The organism is Actinomadura geliboluensis, assembly GCF_043197915.1.
In the GTDB taxonomy this organism is placed as follows: Bacteria; Actinomycetota; Actinomycetes; order Streptosporangiales; family Streptosporangiaceae; genus Spirillospora; species Spirillospora geliboluensis.
In genome coordinates this window covers 876,517-891,225 of sequence record NZ_JBICUA010000001.1, presented here as the reverse complement: position 1 = coordinate 891,225, position 14,709 = coordinate 876,517, and the positions used below count along the sequence as shown (strand labels likewise).

Below are 14,709 nucleotides of genomic sequence, written 5' to 3'. Positions count from 1 at the left end.
CGGCGGCGCGGGCAGCGCGGCCTCAGGACAGGGACGCGTACGCCGCCTCGGTCAGCCGGAAGGCGCGCAGGTCGCCGGTCGCCTGGTCGCCCATCAGGTTCGGCAGGTAGGCGAGCGCGAGCCCGGCGTCCGGGTCGCCGAGGCCGATGGACCCGCCCGCGCCGGTGTGCCCGAACGCCGTCGCCCGCGCCGCCTTCGGGACGTAGTACGTCTGGGCCGGGCGCATGAAGCCGAGCCCGAACGCGCTGTCGATGAGCAGCGTCCGGTCCGGGCCGCTGACGCGCGGGCGCATCGCCTCGCGCAGCGTGTCCGGCCGCAGGACGCGGCCCGCCACGAGGTCGCGGTAGAACGCGGCGAACGCGGGCGCGGTGGCGAGCATCCCGGCGGACGGCCAGCCCGCGCGCAGCACGACGGGGTTGTTGAAGCCGCCCTTGCCCGGGCTGGGGTTGCCGAGCGACCGGTTCATCGCGCTGTCCGGGTCGCCGTACGCGGCGGCGAGCCGGGTCAGCAGGCCGCGGTCCGCGGTGCGGGGCGTGTCGGCGGCGCCGCGCCGTCCCGCCGACAGCTTCGCGGCGCGCTCGATCACGTCGTCGGGGGCGCCGATCCACAGGTCGAGGCCGCCGGCGAACTCGTCCTTGACGAACGCGCCGACCGTCCGGCCGCTGTGCCGCCGGACGATCTCGCCGGCGAGCCAGCCGTAGGTCAGCGCGTGGTAGCCGTGCGCCGAGCCGGGCTTCCACTCCGGCTCCTGCGCGGCCAGCCGCGACGCGAGCGCGGCGGGGTCCGCGGCCTCCTCGGCCGACACCGGGCGCGCGAACGCGGGCAGCCCCACCTGGTGCGACAGCAGGTGAGCGGCGGTGGCGCCGTCCTTGCCCGCGGCACCGAACTCAGGCCACCAGTCCGTGACCGGGCCGTCCACGTCGTAGGCGCCGCGCTCGGCGAGCAGCATCGCGGCGGCGGCCGTGACCGCCTTGGTGCAGGAGAAGCCGAAGCAGGGGGTGTCGGGCAGCCACGCGCGCCCGGTGCGGCGGTCGGCGGTGCCGCCCCACAGGTCGACGACCTTGCGGTCGCCCGCGTACACGGCGACGGCGGCGCCGAGCTCGCGGCCCTCGGCGAAGTTCTGCTCGAACACCTCCCGGACGCCGGCGAACGCCGGATCGCAGTGCCCCTGCACCACAGTGCTCATGCCGCATTCCTCTCCACGGGGACTCCATAGAATCACGTTCTAGGATTCCCCGCCGAGGGAGCGCCCGCGCCCGAGCCCGGCGCGCGTCAGCGGCCGAGGTGGTGCACGGGCTGCGTCACGGGCTCCGCGGCCGGACGCGCCGCGCCGGTGCGGCCGAACTCCAGCGTGAGCAGGGCGGCGGCCAGCTGGACGATGTCGAACCACGAGCGGAACGCCACGTTGCGCGGCTTGTAGGACGGCCGGAACTTCTTGTTGAACAGGTACAGCGACTCGACGGCGATCCAGGGGTCCAGCAGGTGCAGGGCCTGGTAGCCGGCCTTCTCCAGCAGGCCGCGCTCGTCGTTGTCGAGCAGCTCGCGGAACGCCGCGAAGTTCAGCGAGACGACGCCGTGGCCGTGCTCGGCCGCGTATTCGATCATCTCGACGATGAGGCGCTCGTTGACGCCGTTCGGGCCGCCGGGGCTGCGGCGCATCGCGTCGAGGCTGATGCCCTGCCCGGCGGCGACGTAGCGCTGGAACGCGATGGGCTCCTTGTCCTCGCCGTAGGCGATCGCGACGACGGCCCCCGGGTGGTAGCCGGTGAGCAGCTCGTCGAGGTTCATGGAGAACCCGCGCTCGGCCGCCCCGCCGAGGGAGCGGGACGCGACGTCCAGCAGCCGCTCGCGCAGCGCGGGCGTCAGCTCCCGCTCCGGGACGATCCGCGTCGTGACGCCCGCGTTCTCGGTGCGCTTCACCGCCTGCCGGACGTTGCGCATCCGCCGCCCGGCCAGCGTGAACTCCGCGGGGTGGACGACGACCTCGTCGCCGAACCCGATCGTGCGACACGGCCCCCAGGCGGGCAGCAGCTCGTCGCTCGCGCCGAGGACGGCCGGGCGCCAGCCCGTCGTCCGGCACATCGCGAGGAACGCGCGGACGGCGTCGGAGTGCGAGCCGGCGTCGCCGACCGGGTCGCCGCCCGCCACCGCGACGCCGAACAGGACGCGGTAGCCGATCGCGGCCCGGCCGTCCGCGCTGAACACGTACGCCTTGTCGCGGCGCAGCGCGAACGGGGCCAGCGTGTCCGACCCGGGATGCGCGACGAGGCCCGCGACGCGGCGGCGCTCGCCCTCGTCGCCGGGCGGCGGCGCGGGGTCGGCCGCGAGCAGCGTGGTGACCAGGACGAGCAGCCCGGCGGCGCCCGCGAGGCCGAGCACGCCGGGCAGCCAGGACGCGCCGTCCAGCGGCGCGCCGGTGGCGCCGAGCCCGGCGGCGACGGCGCCGACCGACCGGACCGACACGCCGCCGAACAGCAGCGAGCCGGCGATCGCGGCGATCACCAGGAACGCGCCCGTCTTCACCGCGGTGCGGACGCGCTCCTGGTGCGGGCGCACCGGGAACCGTTCGCGCTCCAGCCACAATGCGCCGAGGACGGCGCCGAGCAGCGGCAGCCGCCACAGCGGGTCCTCGCCGGTGACGACGGCGAGCAGGCCGAGGACGACCAGCACCGCGAGGCCGTACCAGGCGGCGCGGCGGCGCAGCAGGACGCCGCGGGCGACGAGGGCGAGCGCGAGCGCGATCGCGATGGCGTGCGCGGGGGCGAGGGGGCTGCCGGTGACGATCCGCGACAGCCGGCCGAGCCATGCCGGCGTGTCGTGCAGCGCGGGCACCGCGATGAGCACGGCGACGAGCGCCGCGGCCGCCGCCAGCGGCCAGACGGGCCGGGCCGACGCGGGCGCGGCCGATTTCCCTGGTTCCACGAAGGACACCTCCGCTGAGCCCCCAACCAAGATCCTTTGGAACTCATTCCCCGGGCCGGACGTTCTTCATCCCTCAACCGCAGCCTACGGCTCGCGCGGCCGCCCCGGAATGGCCGGTCTCCCCCGCCGGGAGGCCGCGAACCGTGTCTATAGGCTCGTGGTGATGAAGAGGTTGCTGCTCGTCCATCACACACCGTCACCGTCCGTGCAGGCGATGTACGAGGCGGTGCGCGCGGGGGCGTCCACCGACGAGATCGAGGACGTGGAGGTCGTGTCCCGCGCGGCGCTGGCGGCGACGGCCGTGGACGTCCTGGAGGCGGACGGCTACCTGCTCGGCACGCCGGTCAATCTGGGCTACCTCTCAGGGGCGCTCAAGCACTTCTTCGACCAGGTCTACTACCCGTGCCTGGAGGAGACCGTCCGGCGCCCGTTCGGGGCGTACCTGCACGGCAACAACGACGCGACCGGCGCCCTGCGCGCGCTCGACTCCATCACCACCGGGCTGCGGTGGAAGGCCGTCCAGCCACCGGTGGTGGTGACGGGCGAGCCCGGCAAGGCCGACCTGGAGGCGTGCTGGGAGCTGGGCGCGATCACGGCCGCGGAACTCGGCCGCTTCTGAGCGGCCCCCGCTGAGGGTCGGCCGCCGCGTCCGCCCGGACGCCGGCGCGGCCGGCCGGTAGTTTTCCCGCATGAGTGGTTTCCGTCATGTGGCGATGTTCAAGTGGGTCGAGGGCACGACGACCTCCCAGCAGGACGAGGTCGCGGCGAAGCTGCGCGAGCTGCCCGGCCGCATCCCGGAGATAGCGGCCTTCAGCGTCGGCGCCGACGCGGGCGTGAACCCGGGCGCCTACGAGTTCGTCATCGTCGCGGACTTCGCCGACCGCGACGCCTACCTCGCCTACCGCGACCACCCCGACCACCGCGCGGTGGTGGACGCGTTCATCACCCCGATCACGGCCGAGCGCGCCGCGATCCAGTACGAGCCGTGACGCAGAGTAAAACCGAGCAAGCGCTTGTGCCTGAATGGTTTTCGGGTTAGTTTCAGCAGAGACGCCCGCTGGGAACGGATCGCGCCCCGTTCCCGGCGGGCGGCATACCGCGGTCACCCCCGGTGCCGGAAATTCATGATCTCGTCGCGGAGCTGCTGCGGCGTCGCCGCCTCCAGCAGCCGCGGTCCGTCACGCAGCGGAACCATCGCCCACCACGACCCGGTCGCCTCGCCGAACCAGACGCGCACTCCCGGAAACTGCTCCTGGAGGCCGCGCGCGGTGGCGGCGCGCATGGCCGCGGGCGTGGGCTCGTCGCGGCCCGAGGCGCCCCGTTGAGCCGTCATGCCGCCCTCCCCCCGTAGATGTCTCCAGTAACAGCGTCCCCACGGACCAATGCGTCACCCCTACTCGGCAATTTGTGACTAAGCACACTATGGGGGTTGGCGACCGCCCACAGTGGGATACCGCGCCGGATGTGCTTGAACGGATGTATTCGGGGAGATCCGCACGCCGCCGCCGGCCGGACGGCCGACCGGAACCGGGCGGCGACAGCAGAGGACGGCGCCGCCGCGACGCTCGCCACGAGGCCCGCTCGGAGGCAGCCGTCAGCGGCCGTCGGCGCCCGTCCGCGAGCCCCGAGCGTCGCCGAGGCGACCACGGCGGCGGTGCCCGAAGCAGGACGCGGTGCGGCCCGGCCCGAACCGTCTAGTGCAGGTTGATGCCGTCGAACATCACCTTGAGATAGTGCTCCGCCAAGCCCTGGGCGTTCAGGCGGCCGCCCGGCCGGAACCAGCGGACCGCGACCCACACGGTGTCGCGGATCATCCGGTAGGTGAGCTTCGGGTCGAGGTCGTGCCGGAACAGCCCCTCCTCCTGGCCGGCCTGGAGCGTGTCCACCCACATCTTCTCGACCTCGTCCTCGGACTTGATCAGATAGGCGAACCGGTCCATGCCCTTGAGGTAGTTCCAGTCGTTCTGCATCACCGTGATGGCGGCGCGGTGCGGCTCCAGCGTGCCGAACGCGACGCGGACGAGCCCGGCGATGGTGTCGCGCGGGTTGCGGCCCTCGGCGATCACCGACTGGTAGGAGGCCATGATCTCGTCGAAGAAGCCGGACAGGATCTCGTCCACGATCGACTCCTTGGAGTCGAAGTGGTGGTAGAGGCTGCCGGACAGGATGCCCGCCTCGTCGGCGATGTTGCGGACGGTGGTGGCCTGGAAGCCCTTTTCCGCGAAGAGTTCGGCGGCGAGTCTGACGAGGTGCTCGCGACGTTCCGACGCCAAGGCGGGCGAGCCCCTGCCACGGCGGCGGGAACCGCCCTCGCCCGTGGCACGGGTTCGGGATCGTCCGGACTTAGCGCTCGTGGTCGTCACCCTCTCATTATGCCGTGCCCGCCCAACCGCTTGCTCGATTGCGCCGCCGCCCCAGGTTACGGCCAATACCAAGCGCTTGCTACGTCTGCGGACGCGGGGATCCGCGGCGGGCCGCATAGGCTCGGGTCCATGGCCGATGTGATCGTGTTCGACCTGTACGGAGTGATCGCCCGAACCCAGACCCCTGAGGCGATCCGGCGGATCGAAGGGCTCGCAGGGGCGCCCGGCCCCGCGTTCTGGGCCGCCTACTGGGCCTGCCGCCCCGCCTACGACGCCGGGCAGGAGAGCGCGGCCTACTGGGCGGAGGTCGCGTCCCGCCTCGGCGTGTCGTTCCCCGACGTCCCCGCGCTGGTCGAGGCCGACCTCGACAGCTGGACGGACGTGGACGACGCCATGGTGGCGCTCGTCGGCGAGCTGGCCGACTCGGGCCGCACGCTCGGCCTGCTCTCCAACATCATCGGCGACCTGGTGCCGCGCTTCGAGGCGCGGCACGGCGCGCTGCTCGACCGCTTCGACGCGCTCGTCTACTCCTGCCACATCGGCGTCGCGAAGCCCGACCCGCGCGCCTACGAGATCTGCGCCGAGCGCCTCGGCGTCAAGCCCGGCGACGTCCTGTTCTTCGACGACACCGAGCGCAACGTCCGCGCCGCCCGCGAGGCCGGCATGCGCGCCGAGGTCTTCACCGGGCCCGACCAGGTCAGGGCTCTGGCCGGCTGACGCGCGGCGCCGGGCCCGTGACCTCGCCTTGTGCTCCGGGGCGTCCGGGCAGGGCGCCCGCGACCGCGGCCGTCGCCACCAGGAGGCCCGCCATCACCGCGAACGCGTCGGCGTAGCCGGAGGTCGCGGCGACCAGCACGGCGAGGCCCAGCGCGGCTCCCGCCTGCTTCGTCGTGTTCATCAGGCCGGACGCGGCGCCGGCGTCCTCCCCGGGGACGCCGGCGGTGACGGCGTTGGTGATCGGGGTGTTGAGCAGCCCGCCGCCCACCGAGATGAGGACCGCGGGGCCGAGGACGTCCGTCAGGTAGGTGCCGCCGGGGGACAGGCGGCTCTGCCAGAGGAACCCCGCCGCGGCGATCAGCGACCCGATCGCGATCAGCGCGCGGTCGGACATCCGCCCCATCAGGCGGGGCGTGACGCGCAGCGCGACGGCCATGGTCAGCAGCGTGTGCGGGAGGAAGCCGAGCCCCGTCTCCAGGGCGCTCAGACGCAGGACGTCCTGCATCGACAGCGCCAGGAAGTACCACATCGGATTCAGGCACGCCCCGGCGAGCAGCATCGCCGCGTTCCCGGCCGCGACCGCGCGGAGCCGCAGCAGACCGAGCGGCAGCAGCGGTGTCCGGGCCCGCGTCTGCTGGAACGCGAACGCCGCCAGCGCGGCGGCCCCGGCGGCCAGCGCGGGCGCGTTCCAGCCGCGCGTGACGCCGTAGGTGAGCGATGCGACGCCCGCGGTGGCCAGCACGGCGCCCGGCACGTCCAGCCGCCGCCGCCCGCCCCTCGCGTTCCCGATCAGCCGCGCGGGGAGCAGCGCGAGGACGCCGATCGGGACGTTGACGAGCAGGATCCAGCGCCACGACAGCGCGTCGGTGAGCACGCCGCCGACGAGGTTGCCGGCCGTCCCGCCCGCGAGGCCGACGGCCGTCCACGCGGCGAGCGCGCGGGGCCGGACGTCCTCGCCGAACGCCGTGGTCAGGACGGTCAGCGTCGCGGGGGCCAGGAGGGCGGCGCCGACGCCCTGGAAGGCGCGCGCCGCGACGAGCGGGCCCGGCCCGGCGGCGAGCCCGCCGGCCAGGCTCGCCAGCGTGAACAGGGCCAGCCCCGCGACGAACACGCGGCGCAGCCCGTGGACGTCGGCGAGCCGGCCGCCGAGGAGCAGCAGCCCGGCGAAGGGGAGGGCGTAGGCGTTGACGACCCACTGGAGGTCGGCGGGCGCGAAGCGCAGGTCCGCCTGGATGGACGGCAGTGCGACGTTCACCACCGACACGTCCAGCACGACCATGAACTGGGCGGCGCACGCCAGGGCGAGCACGGCTCGCTGCCGCGGCGTCATGAGGCTCCTCTGGTACGGACGTATCATTATGATACATCGGTATCATAAGGGCATGCCGAGGACCGCCGACCACGACGCCCGCCGCACGCAGATCATCGAGGGGCTCGTCCGCGTCGCCGGGCGCGACGGCCTGCACGCCGTCACCATGCGCTCGGTCGCGGCCGAGGCCGGAGTCTCGCTGCGGCTCGTCCAGTACTACTTCGAGACCAAGGCGCGGCTCATGAACGCGGCGCTGGAGCGGCTCGAACGGCAGAGCCACGAACGCTGGGCGGCCCGCCTAGCCGGCCTGGACGACCCGTCACCGCGCGAGACCGTCGAGGCGCTGCTCGCCGAGGCGCTGCCGACCGACCAGGAGAGCCGCCTGTTCCACCAGGTCTGGACGTCCTACGCCGTGCTCGCGCAGACCGAGCCGTCGCTCGCGGAGCAGCCCTTCGTGGACGGCCCCGACCGCCTGGAGGAACGCCTCGCGCGGATCCTCGCCGGCACATGCGAGGACCCGGCCATGGAGGCGGCGCGGGTGCTCGCGCTCGCCCACGGCCTCGGCACGAGCGTCCTGGCGGGGCGGCGGAGCCCCGAGTCCGCGATGCGCGTCCTCCGCCACCACCTGGACGAGATCTTCTAGGGCCCGCGGGCGGCCAGGGCCCGCGGGCGGCCAAGGCGGCCAGGGCGGCTAGGGCTTGCGGGCGACGCCGCCGAACGAGTCGATCGGCCGTGGCTCGCCGGCCTGGGGGAAGTCGGGCCGCCACAGCGGCGTCGACACCACGCCCGGCTCCAGCAGCTCCAGGCCCTCGAACAGCGCCTCGATGTACTCCGGCGTCCGCGCGTGGTACGGCACGGTGCCGGCCTCCGCGCACAGCCGGAGCGCCTCGCCCCGGGCCGTGGCCTCGGCGGGCGTCCACTCGTCCAGGCCGAGCACGTTCGTCCCGTCGTTGATCGCCACGAGGCTGCCGGACGGCAGCGCGTCCACCAGCCGCCGGACGATGCCGGGCGGGTCGTCCTCGTCGGCGATGTTGCCGACGATGCCGAGCAGCAGCAGCCCGACGGGCTCGCTGAAGTCGAGCACGGCCCCGGCCGCCCGGAGGATCTCCTCGGGCTTGCGGATGTCGGCCTCGATGTAGGAGCACGCGCCGCCCGGGACGCTCTTCAGCAGCGCCCGCGCGTGCGCCACCACCAGCGGGTCGTTGTCGACGTACACCACCCGCGCTTCGGGGACGTCGCGCTGCGCCACCTCATGAGTGTTGTCGACGGCGGGCAGTCCCGTCCCGATGTCGAGGAACTGGCGGACGCCGAGGCCGGTCATGAAATGCACGACGCGGACCAGCAGCGCCCGCGACTGGCGCGCCACGTCCGCGATCTCCGGATACACCGCCGCGATCCTGTCGCCGATCTCGCGGTCCACCGGATAGGTGTCCTTGCCGCCGAGCCAGTGGTTCCACAACCGCGCCTGATGCGGTCGCGTCTTGTCGATGACAGGGCTCGGCCGGCCGGCGCCGTCGTCCATCATGAGACCTTCCCGCAGATGTCCGCGAACTTTCGCGCATCACCTTAGTCCCATTGTTGGTATGGGCGTCATTCGCGGACGAGTGCCGCCCATATCTGTCCACGGTATAAGCAGGAAGGCAGAATGGGATTTCCGAAAGAAACGAGTGGGACCGTCCGAAGAAGGGACGGTCCCGATGGCGGAGCGCCGGAGTCAGTGCGGGGGCGGGAGTTCGGTGGCGGCCTCGGCGGCCTTGGTGAGGCGGTCGCGGAGGGTGCGCAGGAGCTCGTCGCCCTGCTCCGTGAGCCGCTCGATCGCCGGGAGGGCCAGGTCGTCGCGGACGGTCGAGGCCAGCAGCTCGTCGTACTCGTGGGCCTTCTCGGCGATCGTCTCCAGGTGGCGCTGGGCGCGCAGGACCTCGTCCGCCGCCCTGGCGCGCTCGGCGTAGCGTTCGAGGGCCTCCACGCGGCGGGTCACCGCCGCGATGGAGATGTCCAGCTTCTCGCGCAGCGGGCGGAGCGCCGCCTCCACCTCGGGCAGCGTCGTCTCCCCGGCCATCTCGGCGTGGTCGGCGCGCAGCTTCGACTGCTTGGCGAGGACCTGGGCGATCTCCCACTCCTGCCGGGGCAGGGTGACCGCGTTGTCCACCGCGTCCAGCAGGCCCTCGCGGTTCACCGCGGAGTCGCGGACGGCGTCGATCGCCGCCTGGACGCGGGCCAGCAGCGCCCGGCCGTCGCCGTCGAGGTCGTCGGGCATGAGGTAGCGGTCGCGGCGCCGCTCCAGCTCGCGGGCGCGGCGCAGGTCCAGCGACACCGACGGGGTGCCGAGCGCGACCAGCACCGCGAGCATGCCGAGGCCGATCAGCCACAGCGAGCCGAGCAGCGGCGAGCCGAGCAGGCCGAGGGCGAGCACGGTCAGCGGCGCCAGCCACAGCAGCGGGCGGCGGCGGTCGACGATCGTGTCGAGTTCGGCGCGCAGGGTGGGGTCGGCGACCGGGCGCGGCTCGGCGGGGGAGCCGTCCTCGGGGGCGCGCGGCGGCGCCACCCGGCGCCAGACCGTGGAGACGTGCGTCTCGAACGCGAAGTCGGTCCGCGCGATCTCGATCTCGGTCGGGCCGGCGGGCAGCGGCCACGAGCCGACCGGGTCGCCCCCGCCGGGCCCGGTGAAGCGGACCCACCAGCCGCCCTTGCCGTCGTCGCATCTGTAGCGGCCGGGGGCGATGTCGATGCCGACGAAGTACGTCCCGATACCCGGTATGGAATCACTCCACGAGCCACTGGTCACCGGAGACCTCCCGTACCTGAACGACGTCCGGGGGACGGTAAGAGTTGCATTACCCACATCCGACCGGGGAAAGCCGGATCGGGTTTGGAATACTCCACGGGTGCGACCTGACTACGACCCTCTCGATGATCCGCCCTGGGCGATGCAGTTGGTGGTACGCGCCGAGAAGGCCGATCCGCCGGGGCACGGCGCGGTCTGCGAGGCGGCGGCGACCGCCGTCGTCCGGCTGCTCACCGACCCCCGCGCGGTCGAGGGCGAATGGCGGGACGCCGTGCGCGAATGGGAGTCCCGGCGGATACGGAAGGTGACGCGGCGGGCGCGGGGCGTGCGCTGGCCGGAGGCGGCGGCGCTGCCCGGCGTCACCGTCGAGCACGCGGGCGCGCAGGTGCGGGCGTTCCCGCCGGGCCCGGTGTCGGACGTCCCGCCGCAGCTGGCGAAGCTGCAGGTCGCGGGCCTCGACCTCGCGGACGGCGAGCCGGAGCCGGCGCCGGAGCCGCCGTACGCGGCGATCGCCCTCAACCCGGACGTGACGATCACGACGGGGAAGGCCGCCGCGCAGTGCGGGCACGCCGCGCAGCTGCTGCTCCGCCAGGGCCGCCGCAAGGACGTGGCGGCGTGGGTGGAGGCGGGTGCGGCCGTCCGGCTGGCCCGGGACGTCCCGTGGCGCGACTGCGTGAAGAAGGCGGCGGTCGCGGTGCGCGACGGCGGGTTCACCGAGGTCCCGCCGGGGACGATGACCGCGATCGCGTGGATCGTCCGCAAGTAGCGCCCTGGGGCGCGGCGTGCCGGGCCTGCCGGCACGCCGCGCCGCCGGTCAGGGCAGGGTGACGGCGACGGGCGCGATGCCCGCCGCGCGGATGAGGGACGGCAGGCGCCCGGCGAACGGGTGGTGGTCCACCGGCAGGCCCCGCGGGTTGTCGATCACGTAGTGGACCGTCCCGCCGGCGCGGGTCTCGGCCCATGCCGCGCCGAGCGACCGCAGCACGGACGCGGCCTTCGCGGCGTCCGCCGCCTTCACCGACACGCGGATCGGCGACTCGTAGGACGGAAGCTCGGCCGCCTCCCGCACCGCCTTCGCCGTGCCCTGCGGCGCCGCGGCCACCGCCGGGTCGGGGCCGAGGATCGCGTTGTAGAGCAGCTTGGCCGTCCCGTCGCTGAACGCGCGGAAGTTCGGCTCCGCCGCGAACAGCACGGAGCGGCCCGCGCCGACGGGCTGGTCGACGACCGCGGCGGTGCCGCCCAGCTCGGCCGCGCCCCGCTCGAACCCGGAGACGAACCAGTCGGGCGAGTCCGCCGGCGGGTACGCCGCGGCGACGCCGCTGGAGGCGTTCATCATCAGGTCGTAGGAGGTGAAGTTCCACGCCGCCGGGCCGACGCCCTTCGCCAGCGGGCTCGACCCGTCCACCTTCACCCGGAACAGCGTGCCGGGGATGTCGGACGTGGGTTCGGCCAGCGTCGCGGTCGTCAGGCCGAGCCGCGCGGCGAGCTGCGTCCCGCCCTGCCAGCCGATGTAGCGGCCGCCGTCGCGCGTCCACCGCTGGAGCGCGGCCCGGCCCGTGTCGCCGAGCGCGGTGTAGGCGGACGACGCCGGGCCGTCCGGCGTGACGAGGACCTCGATGCCGCCGAGCCTGCCCGCCGCGACGTCCGCCGGGGTGAGCAGGGTGAACGGCAGCTTCCAGTCGCGGTCGAGGCGGTGCCGCAGCCAGCCCGCCGACTGGCGCGCGGACGACGACGTCGCCGACAGCTGCAGGATGCCGAGCTTCGGCGCCTTCCCGTCATGGCCGGGACGCGGCGCGGGCAGCGGCGGCACCGGCACGGCGCTCGGCCGCAGCACGGCCCCGGACGACCCGCCGGCCACGTTGCCCAGCAGCGGCAGGCTCCACGCCGTCACGTCGTAGAAGTACGGGAACGGCGTGTAGGAGTCCTCGTTGAGCATGGCCTGGATCCAGTGCTTCTGGCCCTGCGCCATCGAGATCCAGTACGTGCCCGCAGGGAGGGTCGTCTTGGCCTCGGCGTGCCCGTACGCCTTGAAGTCCGGGACGGCCAGCGGCCGGACGAGCTTCTTGACCTGCACGCCCATGCGCTGAAGCCGCCGCACGATCTGCCGGACCTCGGCGCGCTTGGCCGGGTCGTCGTCCCGCAGGAAGTAGCTCCGCACCTTCCGGTCGGGCACCGGACGGTCGATCGTGTTCGGCGGGTTGTAGATCTGGTTGGGCTCCAGCTTCCCGGCCTTGCCCTGGGCGTGGGCGTCCACCGTCATCTGGCGCCACTCCGTCAGGACGCGGTGCCGGTTGCGGGCGGCGGCCGACAGCGTCACCCACTGGGTGAGGTACTGCTCCTTCACCCGCTCCGGGTACGGGCTCCCGTCGCCCTTCTCGAACGTCATCCCGGCGGCGTGGAACGCGCTGGTCGGGACCGAGTCCCCGTAGCCCTGGTAGAAGAGGTCGTAGACGTCGCGGTTGAAGAAGTCGATGCCCTGCCGCGTGAACTCGGCGGCCATCGCCGCGCCGTACAGGTCGTTGATCCAGCCGACGGCCTGCTCGGGCGTCTCGTGGTAGATCGGGTCGGCGTTAGGCGGGAAGAAGTACGACGTCCCGCCCATCTCGTGCGCGTCGATGTAGAGGGCCGGCGGGTACTGGTTCAGCATCGCCAGCTTGCCGTCGGTCTCCGGCTGGGTGCGCGCGAACCAGTCGCGGTTCATGTCGAACCCGTAGGCGTTCTGGCGGGTGTTCAGCTCGCGCCCGTCCGGGTTCTGCGTCGGCAGGACGACGACGAGCGCGTTGTCGAGGATCGCCGTCGCGGCGCAGTCCCGGCGGTCGCCGAGGTCGCGCAGCACCTTCAGCGCCGCGTCGGTGCCGCTCGGCTCGTCGCCGTGGACGTTGCCGCTGACCCACAGGATCGGGACGCCGCGCTCGGTGATCCGCTCGGCGAGCGCCTCCGGCGTGCGCGGGTCGCGCAGCCGCGCGGCCTCCCGCCGCACCTTGGCCAGCCCCGCCTTGGACAGCAGCGCGGGACGTCCCGCGATCGCGTACTTGAGCGGGCGCCCCTGCGCGGACGTGGCGAGCGTCCCGGACACGACGCGCTCGCTCTTGGCGGCGACCGCCTCCAGGTAGGCGTCGGACTCGGCGGCGCTGACCGGCCGCTCGCCGAGCTCGAAGCCGAGGACCTGCTCCGGTGCGGGGACCCTGCCCCGGTAGACCGGTGAGGTCTGGGTCGGGTCACAGGCCGCCGCGGGGGCGGCGGGCCGTGCCGATGCGGGTGCCGCGAGCGCCGCGGGCACCGCGAGGGACGCCGCCACCACCACGGGCAACGCCAGTTCTCGGGCTCTCATGAGCCACAACGTGACATCGGGTGCGGGCGGCACCAACGGCAAGATCTGCCAAGATCAGTCGTGCTGCTCGGCGGGCGGCTGGGCCTGCTGCGACGGCGCCTGCCGGGGTGCCTGCTGGGGCGACGGCTGGGACGGCGACGGCTGCGCCGGCGGCGGGACGGGACGCGGGCGCGGGCCGGTCAGCGCGACGGCGCGGTCGATCGCCTGGAGGGCGAACTCCTGCGTGCGGGTGAGCCCGCGCGGCCCGACGGGGGAGGAGCCGGGCTCGGCCGCCGTGCGCATGCCGGCGAGCTGGGCCTTCGCGCTCAGCCCGTACGACAGGAACAGCAGCACGACGAACGCCGCCAGGTAGAGCAGGTGCTGGATCAGGCCGCCCCACCGGCCGGTGAACACGTCCAGGACGGCGAACATCGCGAACCCGGCCATCCAGCCCGCCAGCGGCGGCACGAACAGCATGTCGCGGCGCAGCGCCACGCCCGCCGCCGCGCAGAGCAGCAGGAGCGCCTCGACGGCCTTGACGGCGACGACGACGCCGCTCGCCGGGCCGGAGCCGAAGTAGCCCTCGGCCTCGTCCACCCGGTCGCCCCACAGCAGCACGCCGCTGGCCAGGACCGCCACCCCGTAGGCGAGGAGGAACACGCCGACCGCGTAGTGGAACCGGTGCCACGTCCGCGCGCCCCGTCCGAGGCCGCCCGCCGGCGCGGCGGCCGGGCCGGCTCCTGGCTGGGCACCCGCGCCCACCGTCATTGTCGCCCCCATGTTCCCGGTTCATGTACTACGCGCAAGATATCCCGGATAGGGTCCCCGGGACCTCCGAACGCGGGCCGCCCCCGCCGCCCGTCCCGGTGCCGCACCGCGCTGACCTGGCGATGTGCTTGCACCCGGGCCGGTGAAGCGGGAGGGTGAGTACCGTACACGTCGGGCCGCGCGGAGTCCGTGAGGAAGCAAGGATGACGCCTGACGATACGGGAACGGCCGCGCCGTCGAAGACGCGGATCGAATATCTGGAAGAGCTCGGGGGCGAGCTGGTCAAACGCGGCCTCCGGGTACGGCTCACGCTGCCCCGCGGCCAGTCGCCGAGCCTGCACGTCCTGAACCCGGACGCGGCCGCGCTCACCGAGAACATCATGGCCGAGCAGGGCGCCGACGGCTGGTGGTACTGGTGGTCGTGGTCGGAGCGCATCGCCGCCGCCGACGACGTCACCACCGCGGCCGACCGCGTCGCCGTGGTCCTCGCCGCCCGCTGATTCTTCCTACGCACCGGTTCTCCGCCGCGCGCTGA

Annotated in this window: 15 protein-coding genes; 6 read left to right on the top strand and 9 right to left on the bottom strand. The window is 73.8% G+C overall.

All coding sequences use genetic code 11. From position 1 onward, the window contains the following. Positions 1 to 22 precede the first annotated feature (22 nt). Together ACGFI1_RS04200 and ACGFI1_RS04195 are read right to left on the bottom strand one after the other, a co-directional pair. Positions 23 to 1,186: a serine hydrolase domain-containing protein gene (locus ACGFI1_RS04200; RefSeq protein ID WP_386867169.1), complete on the bottom strand. Its 1,164-nt coding sequence runs from the start codon at positions 1,184 to 1,186 to the stop codon at positions 23 to 25. Between the two features lie 86 nt (positions 1,187 to 1,272). Further along, the gene (locus ACGFI1_RS04195) at positions 1,273 to 2,922 is read right to left on the bottom strand and encodes a bifunctional lysylphosphatidylglycerol flippase/synthetase MprF (protein ID WP_392737322.1); all 1,650 of its coding nucleotides are present in this window, start codon (positions 2,920 to 2,922) and stop codon (positions 1,273 to 1,275) included. Between the two features lie 163 nt (positions 2,923 to 3,085). Between ACGFI1_RS04195 and ACGFI1_RS04190 the strand changes: the two genes are divergently transcribed. Further along, positions 3,086 to 3,541 carry a flavodoxin family protein gene (locus ACGFI1_RS04190; RefSeq protein WP_392782729.1) on the top strand — a complete coding sequence of 152 codons (456 nt, stop codon included), beginning with the start codon at positions 3,086 to 3,088 and terminating at the stop codon, positions 3,539 to 3,541. Positions 3,542 to 3,611: 70 nt separating this feature from the next. Further along, entirely contained in the window at positions 3,612 to 3,911 is a 300-nt protein-coding gene (locus ACGFI1_RS04185) for a Dabb family protein (RefSeq protein WP_138638272.1), read from the top strand. Between the two features lie 113 nt (positions 3,912 to 4,024). Here ACGFI1_RS04185 and ACGFI1_RS04180 read toward each other — a convergent pair whose 3' ends face one another. Both ACGFI1_RS04180 and ACGFI1_RS04175 read right to left on the bottom strand, forming a co-directional pair. Beyond that, positions 4,025 to 4,255, bottom strand: coding sequence for a hypothetical protein (locus ACGFI1_RS04180; protein WP_138638271.1), 231 nt, complete (start codon positions 4,253 to 4,255; stop codon positions 4,025 to 4,027). 361 nt (positions 4,256 to 4,616) lie between these two features. Continuing rightward, on the bottom strand, positions 4,617 to 5,285 hold the full coding sequence (locus tag ACGFI1_RS04175) for a TetR/AcrR family transcriptional regulator (protein WP_138638270.1): 669 nt from the start codon (positions 5,283 to 5,285) through the stop codon (positions 4,617 to 4,619). A 129-nt stretch (positions 5,286 to 5,414) separates the two neighbouring features. On the opposite strand from ACGFI1_RS04175, the gene ACGFI1_RS04170 reads away from it, so the two are divergent. Then, positions 5,415 to 6,002, top strand: a complete 588-nt coding sequence (locus tag ACGFI1_RS04170) for an HAD family hydrolase (RefSeq protein ID WP_392782726.1) — start codon at positions 5,415 to 5,417, stop codon at positions 6,000 to 6,002. Here ACGFI1_RS04170 and ACGFI1_RS04165 read toward each other — a convergent pair. Then, positions 5,983 to 7,332 carry an MFS transporter gene (locus ACGFI1_RS04165; RefSeq protein WP_392782723.1) on the bottom strand — a complete coding sequence of 450 codons (1,350 nt, stop codon included), beginning with the start codon at positions 7,330 to 7,332 and terminating at the stop codon, positions 5,983 to 5,985. The two genes, ACGFI1_RS04170 and ACGFI1_RS04165, sit on opposite strands and share 20 nt — an antisense overlap. A gap of 52 nt (positions 7,333 to 7,384) precedes the next feature. Between ACGFI1_RS04165 and ACGFI1_RS04160 the strand changes: the two genes are divergently transcribed. After that, positions 7,385 to 7,954, top strand: coding sequence for a TetR/AcrR family transcriptional regulator (locus tag ACGFI1_RS04160; RefSeq protein ID WP_138638267.1), 570 nt, complete (start codon positions 7,385 to 7,387; stop codon positions 7,952 to 7,954). 48 nt (positions 7,955 to 8,002) lie between these two features. Here ACGFI1_RS04160 and ACGFI1_RS04155 read toward each other — a convergent pair whose 3' ends face one another. Both ACGFI1_RS04155 and ACGFI1_RS04150 read right to left on the bottom strand, forming a co-directional pair. Next, the gene (locus tag ACGFI1_RS04155; protein ID WP_392783230.1) at positions 8,003 to 8,833 is read right to left on the bottom strand and encodes an SAM-dependent methyltransferase; all 831 of its coding nucleotides are present in this window, start codon (positions 8,831 to 8,833) and stop codon (positions 8,003 to 8,005) included. A 192-nt stretch (positions 8,834 to 9,025) separates the two neighbouring features. Then, on the bottom strand, positions 9,026 to 10,096 hold the full coding sequence (locus ACGFI1_RS04150; protein ID WP_138638266.1) for a hypothetical protein: 1,071 nt from the start codon (positions 10,094 to 10,096) through the stop codon (positions 9,026 to 9,028). A gap of 142 nt (positions 10,097 to 10,238) precedes the next feature. On the opposite strand from ACGFI1_RS04150, the gene ACGFI1_RS04145 reads away from it, so the two are divergent. After that, positions 10,239 to 10,862: a hypothetical protein gene (locus ACGFI1_RS04145; RefSeq protein WP_392737334.1), complete on the top strand. Its 624-nt coding sequence runs from the start codon at positions 10,239 to 10,241 to the stop codon at positions 10,860 to 10,862. Positions 10,863 to 10,910: 48 nt separating this feature from the next. Here the strand turns inward: ACGFI1_RS04145 and ACGFI1_RS04140 are convergent, their stop codons facing one another. Together ACGFI1_RS04140 and ACGFI1_RS04135 are read right to left on the bottom strand one after the other, a co-directional pair. Next, positions 10,911 to 13,427, bottom strand: coding sequence for a M14 family zinc carboxypeptidase (locus ACGFI1_RS04140; protein WP_392782718.1), 2,517 nt, complete (start codon positions 13,425 to 13,427; stop codon positions 10,911 to 10,913). A gap of 54 nt (positions 13,428 to 13,481) precedes the next feature. Beyond that, positions 13,482 to 14,174 (bottom strand): hypothetical protein, encoded by a 693-nt coding sequence (locus ACGFI1_RS04135; RefSeq protein WP_364550877.1) that lies wholly within the window; start codon positions 14,172 to 14,174, stop codon positions 13,482 to 13,484. Positions 14,175 to 14,377: 203 nt separating this feature from the next. Between ACGFI1_RS04135 and ACGFI1_RS04130 the strand changes: the two genes are divergently transcribed. Then, positions 14,378 to 14,674 carry a hypothetical protein gene (locus ACGFI1_RS04130; protein WP_301175984.1) on the top strand — a complete coding sequence of 99 codons (297 nt, stop codon included), beginning with the start codon at positions 14,378 to 14,380 and terminating at the stop codon, positions 14,672 to 14,674. The last annotated feature ends 35 nt before the right edge of the window (positions 14,675 to 14,709 follow it).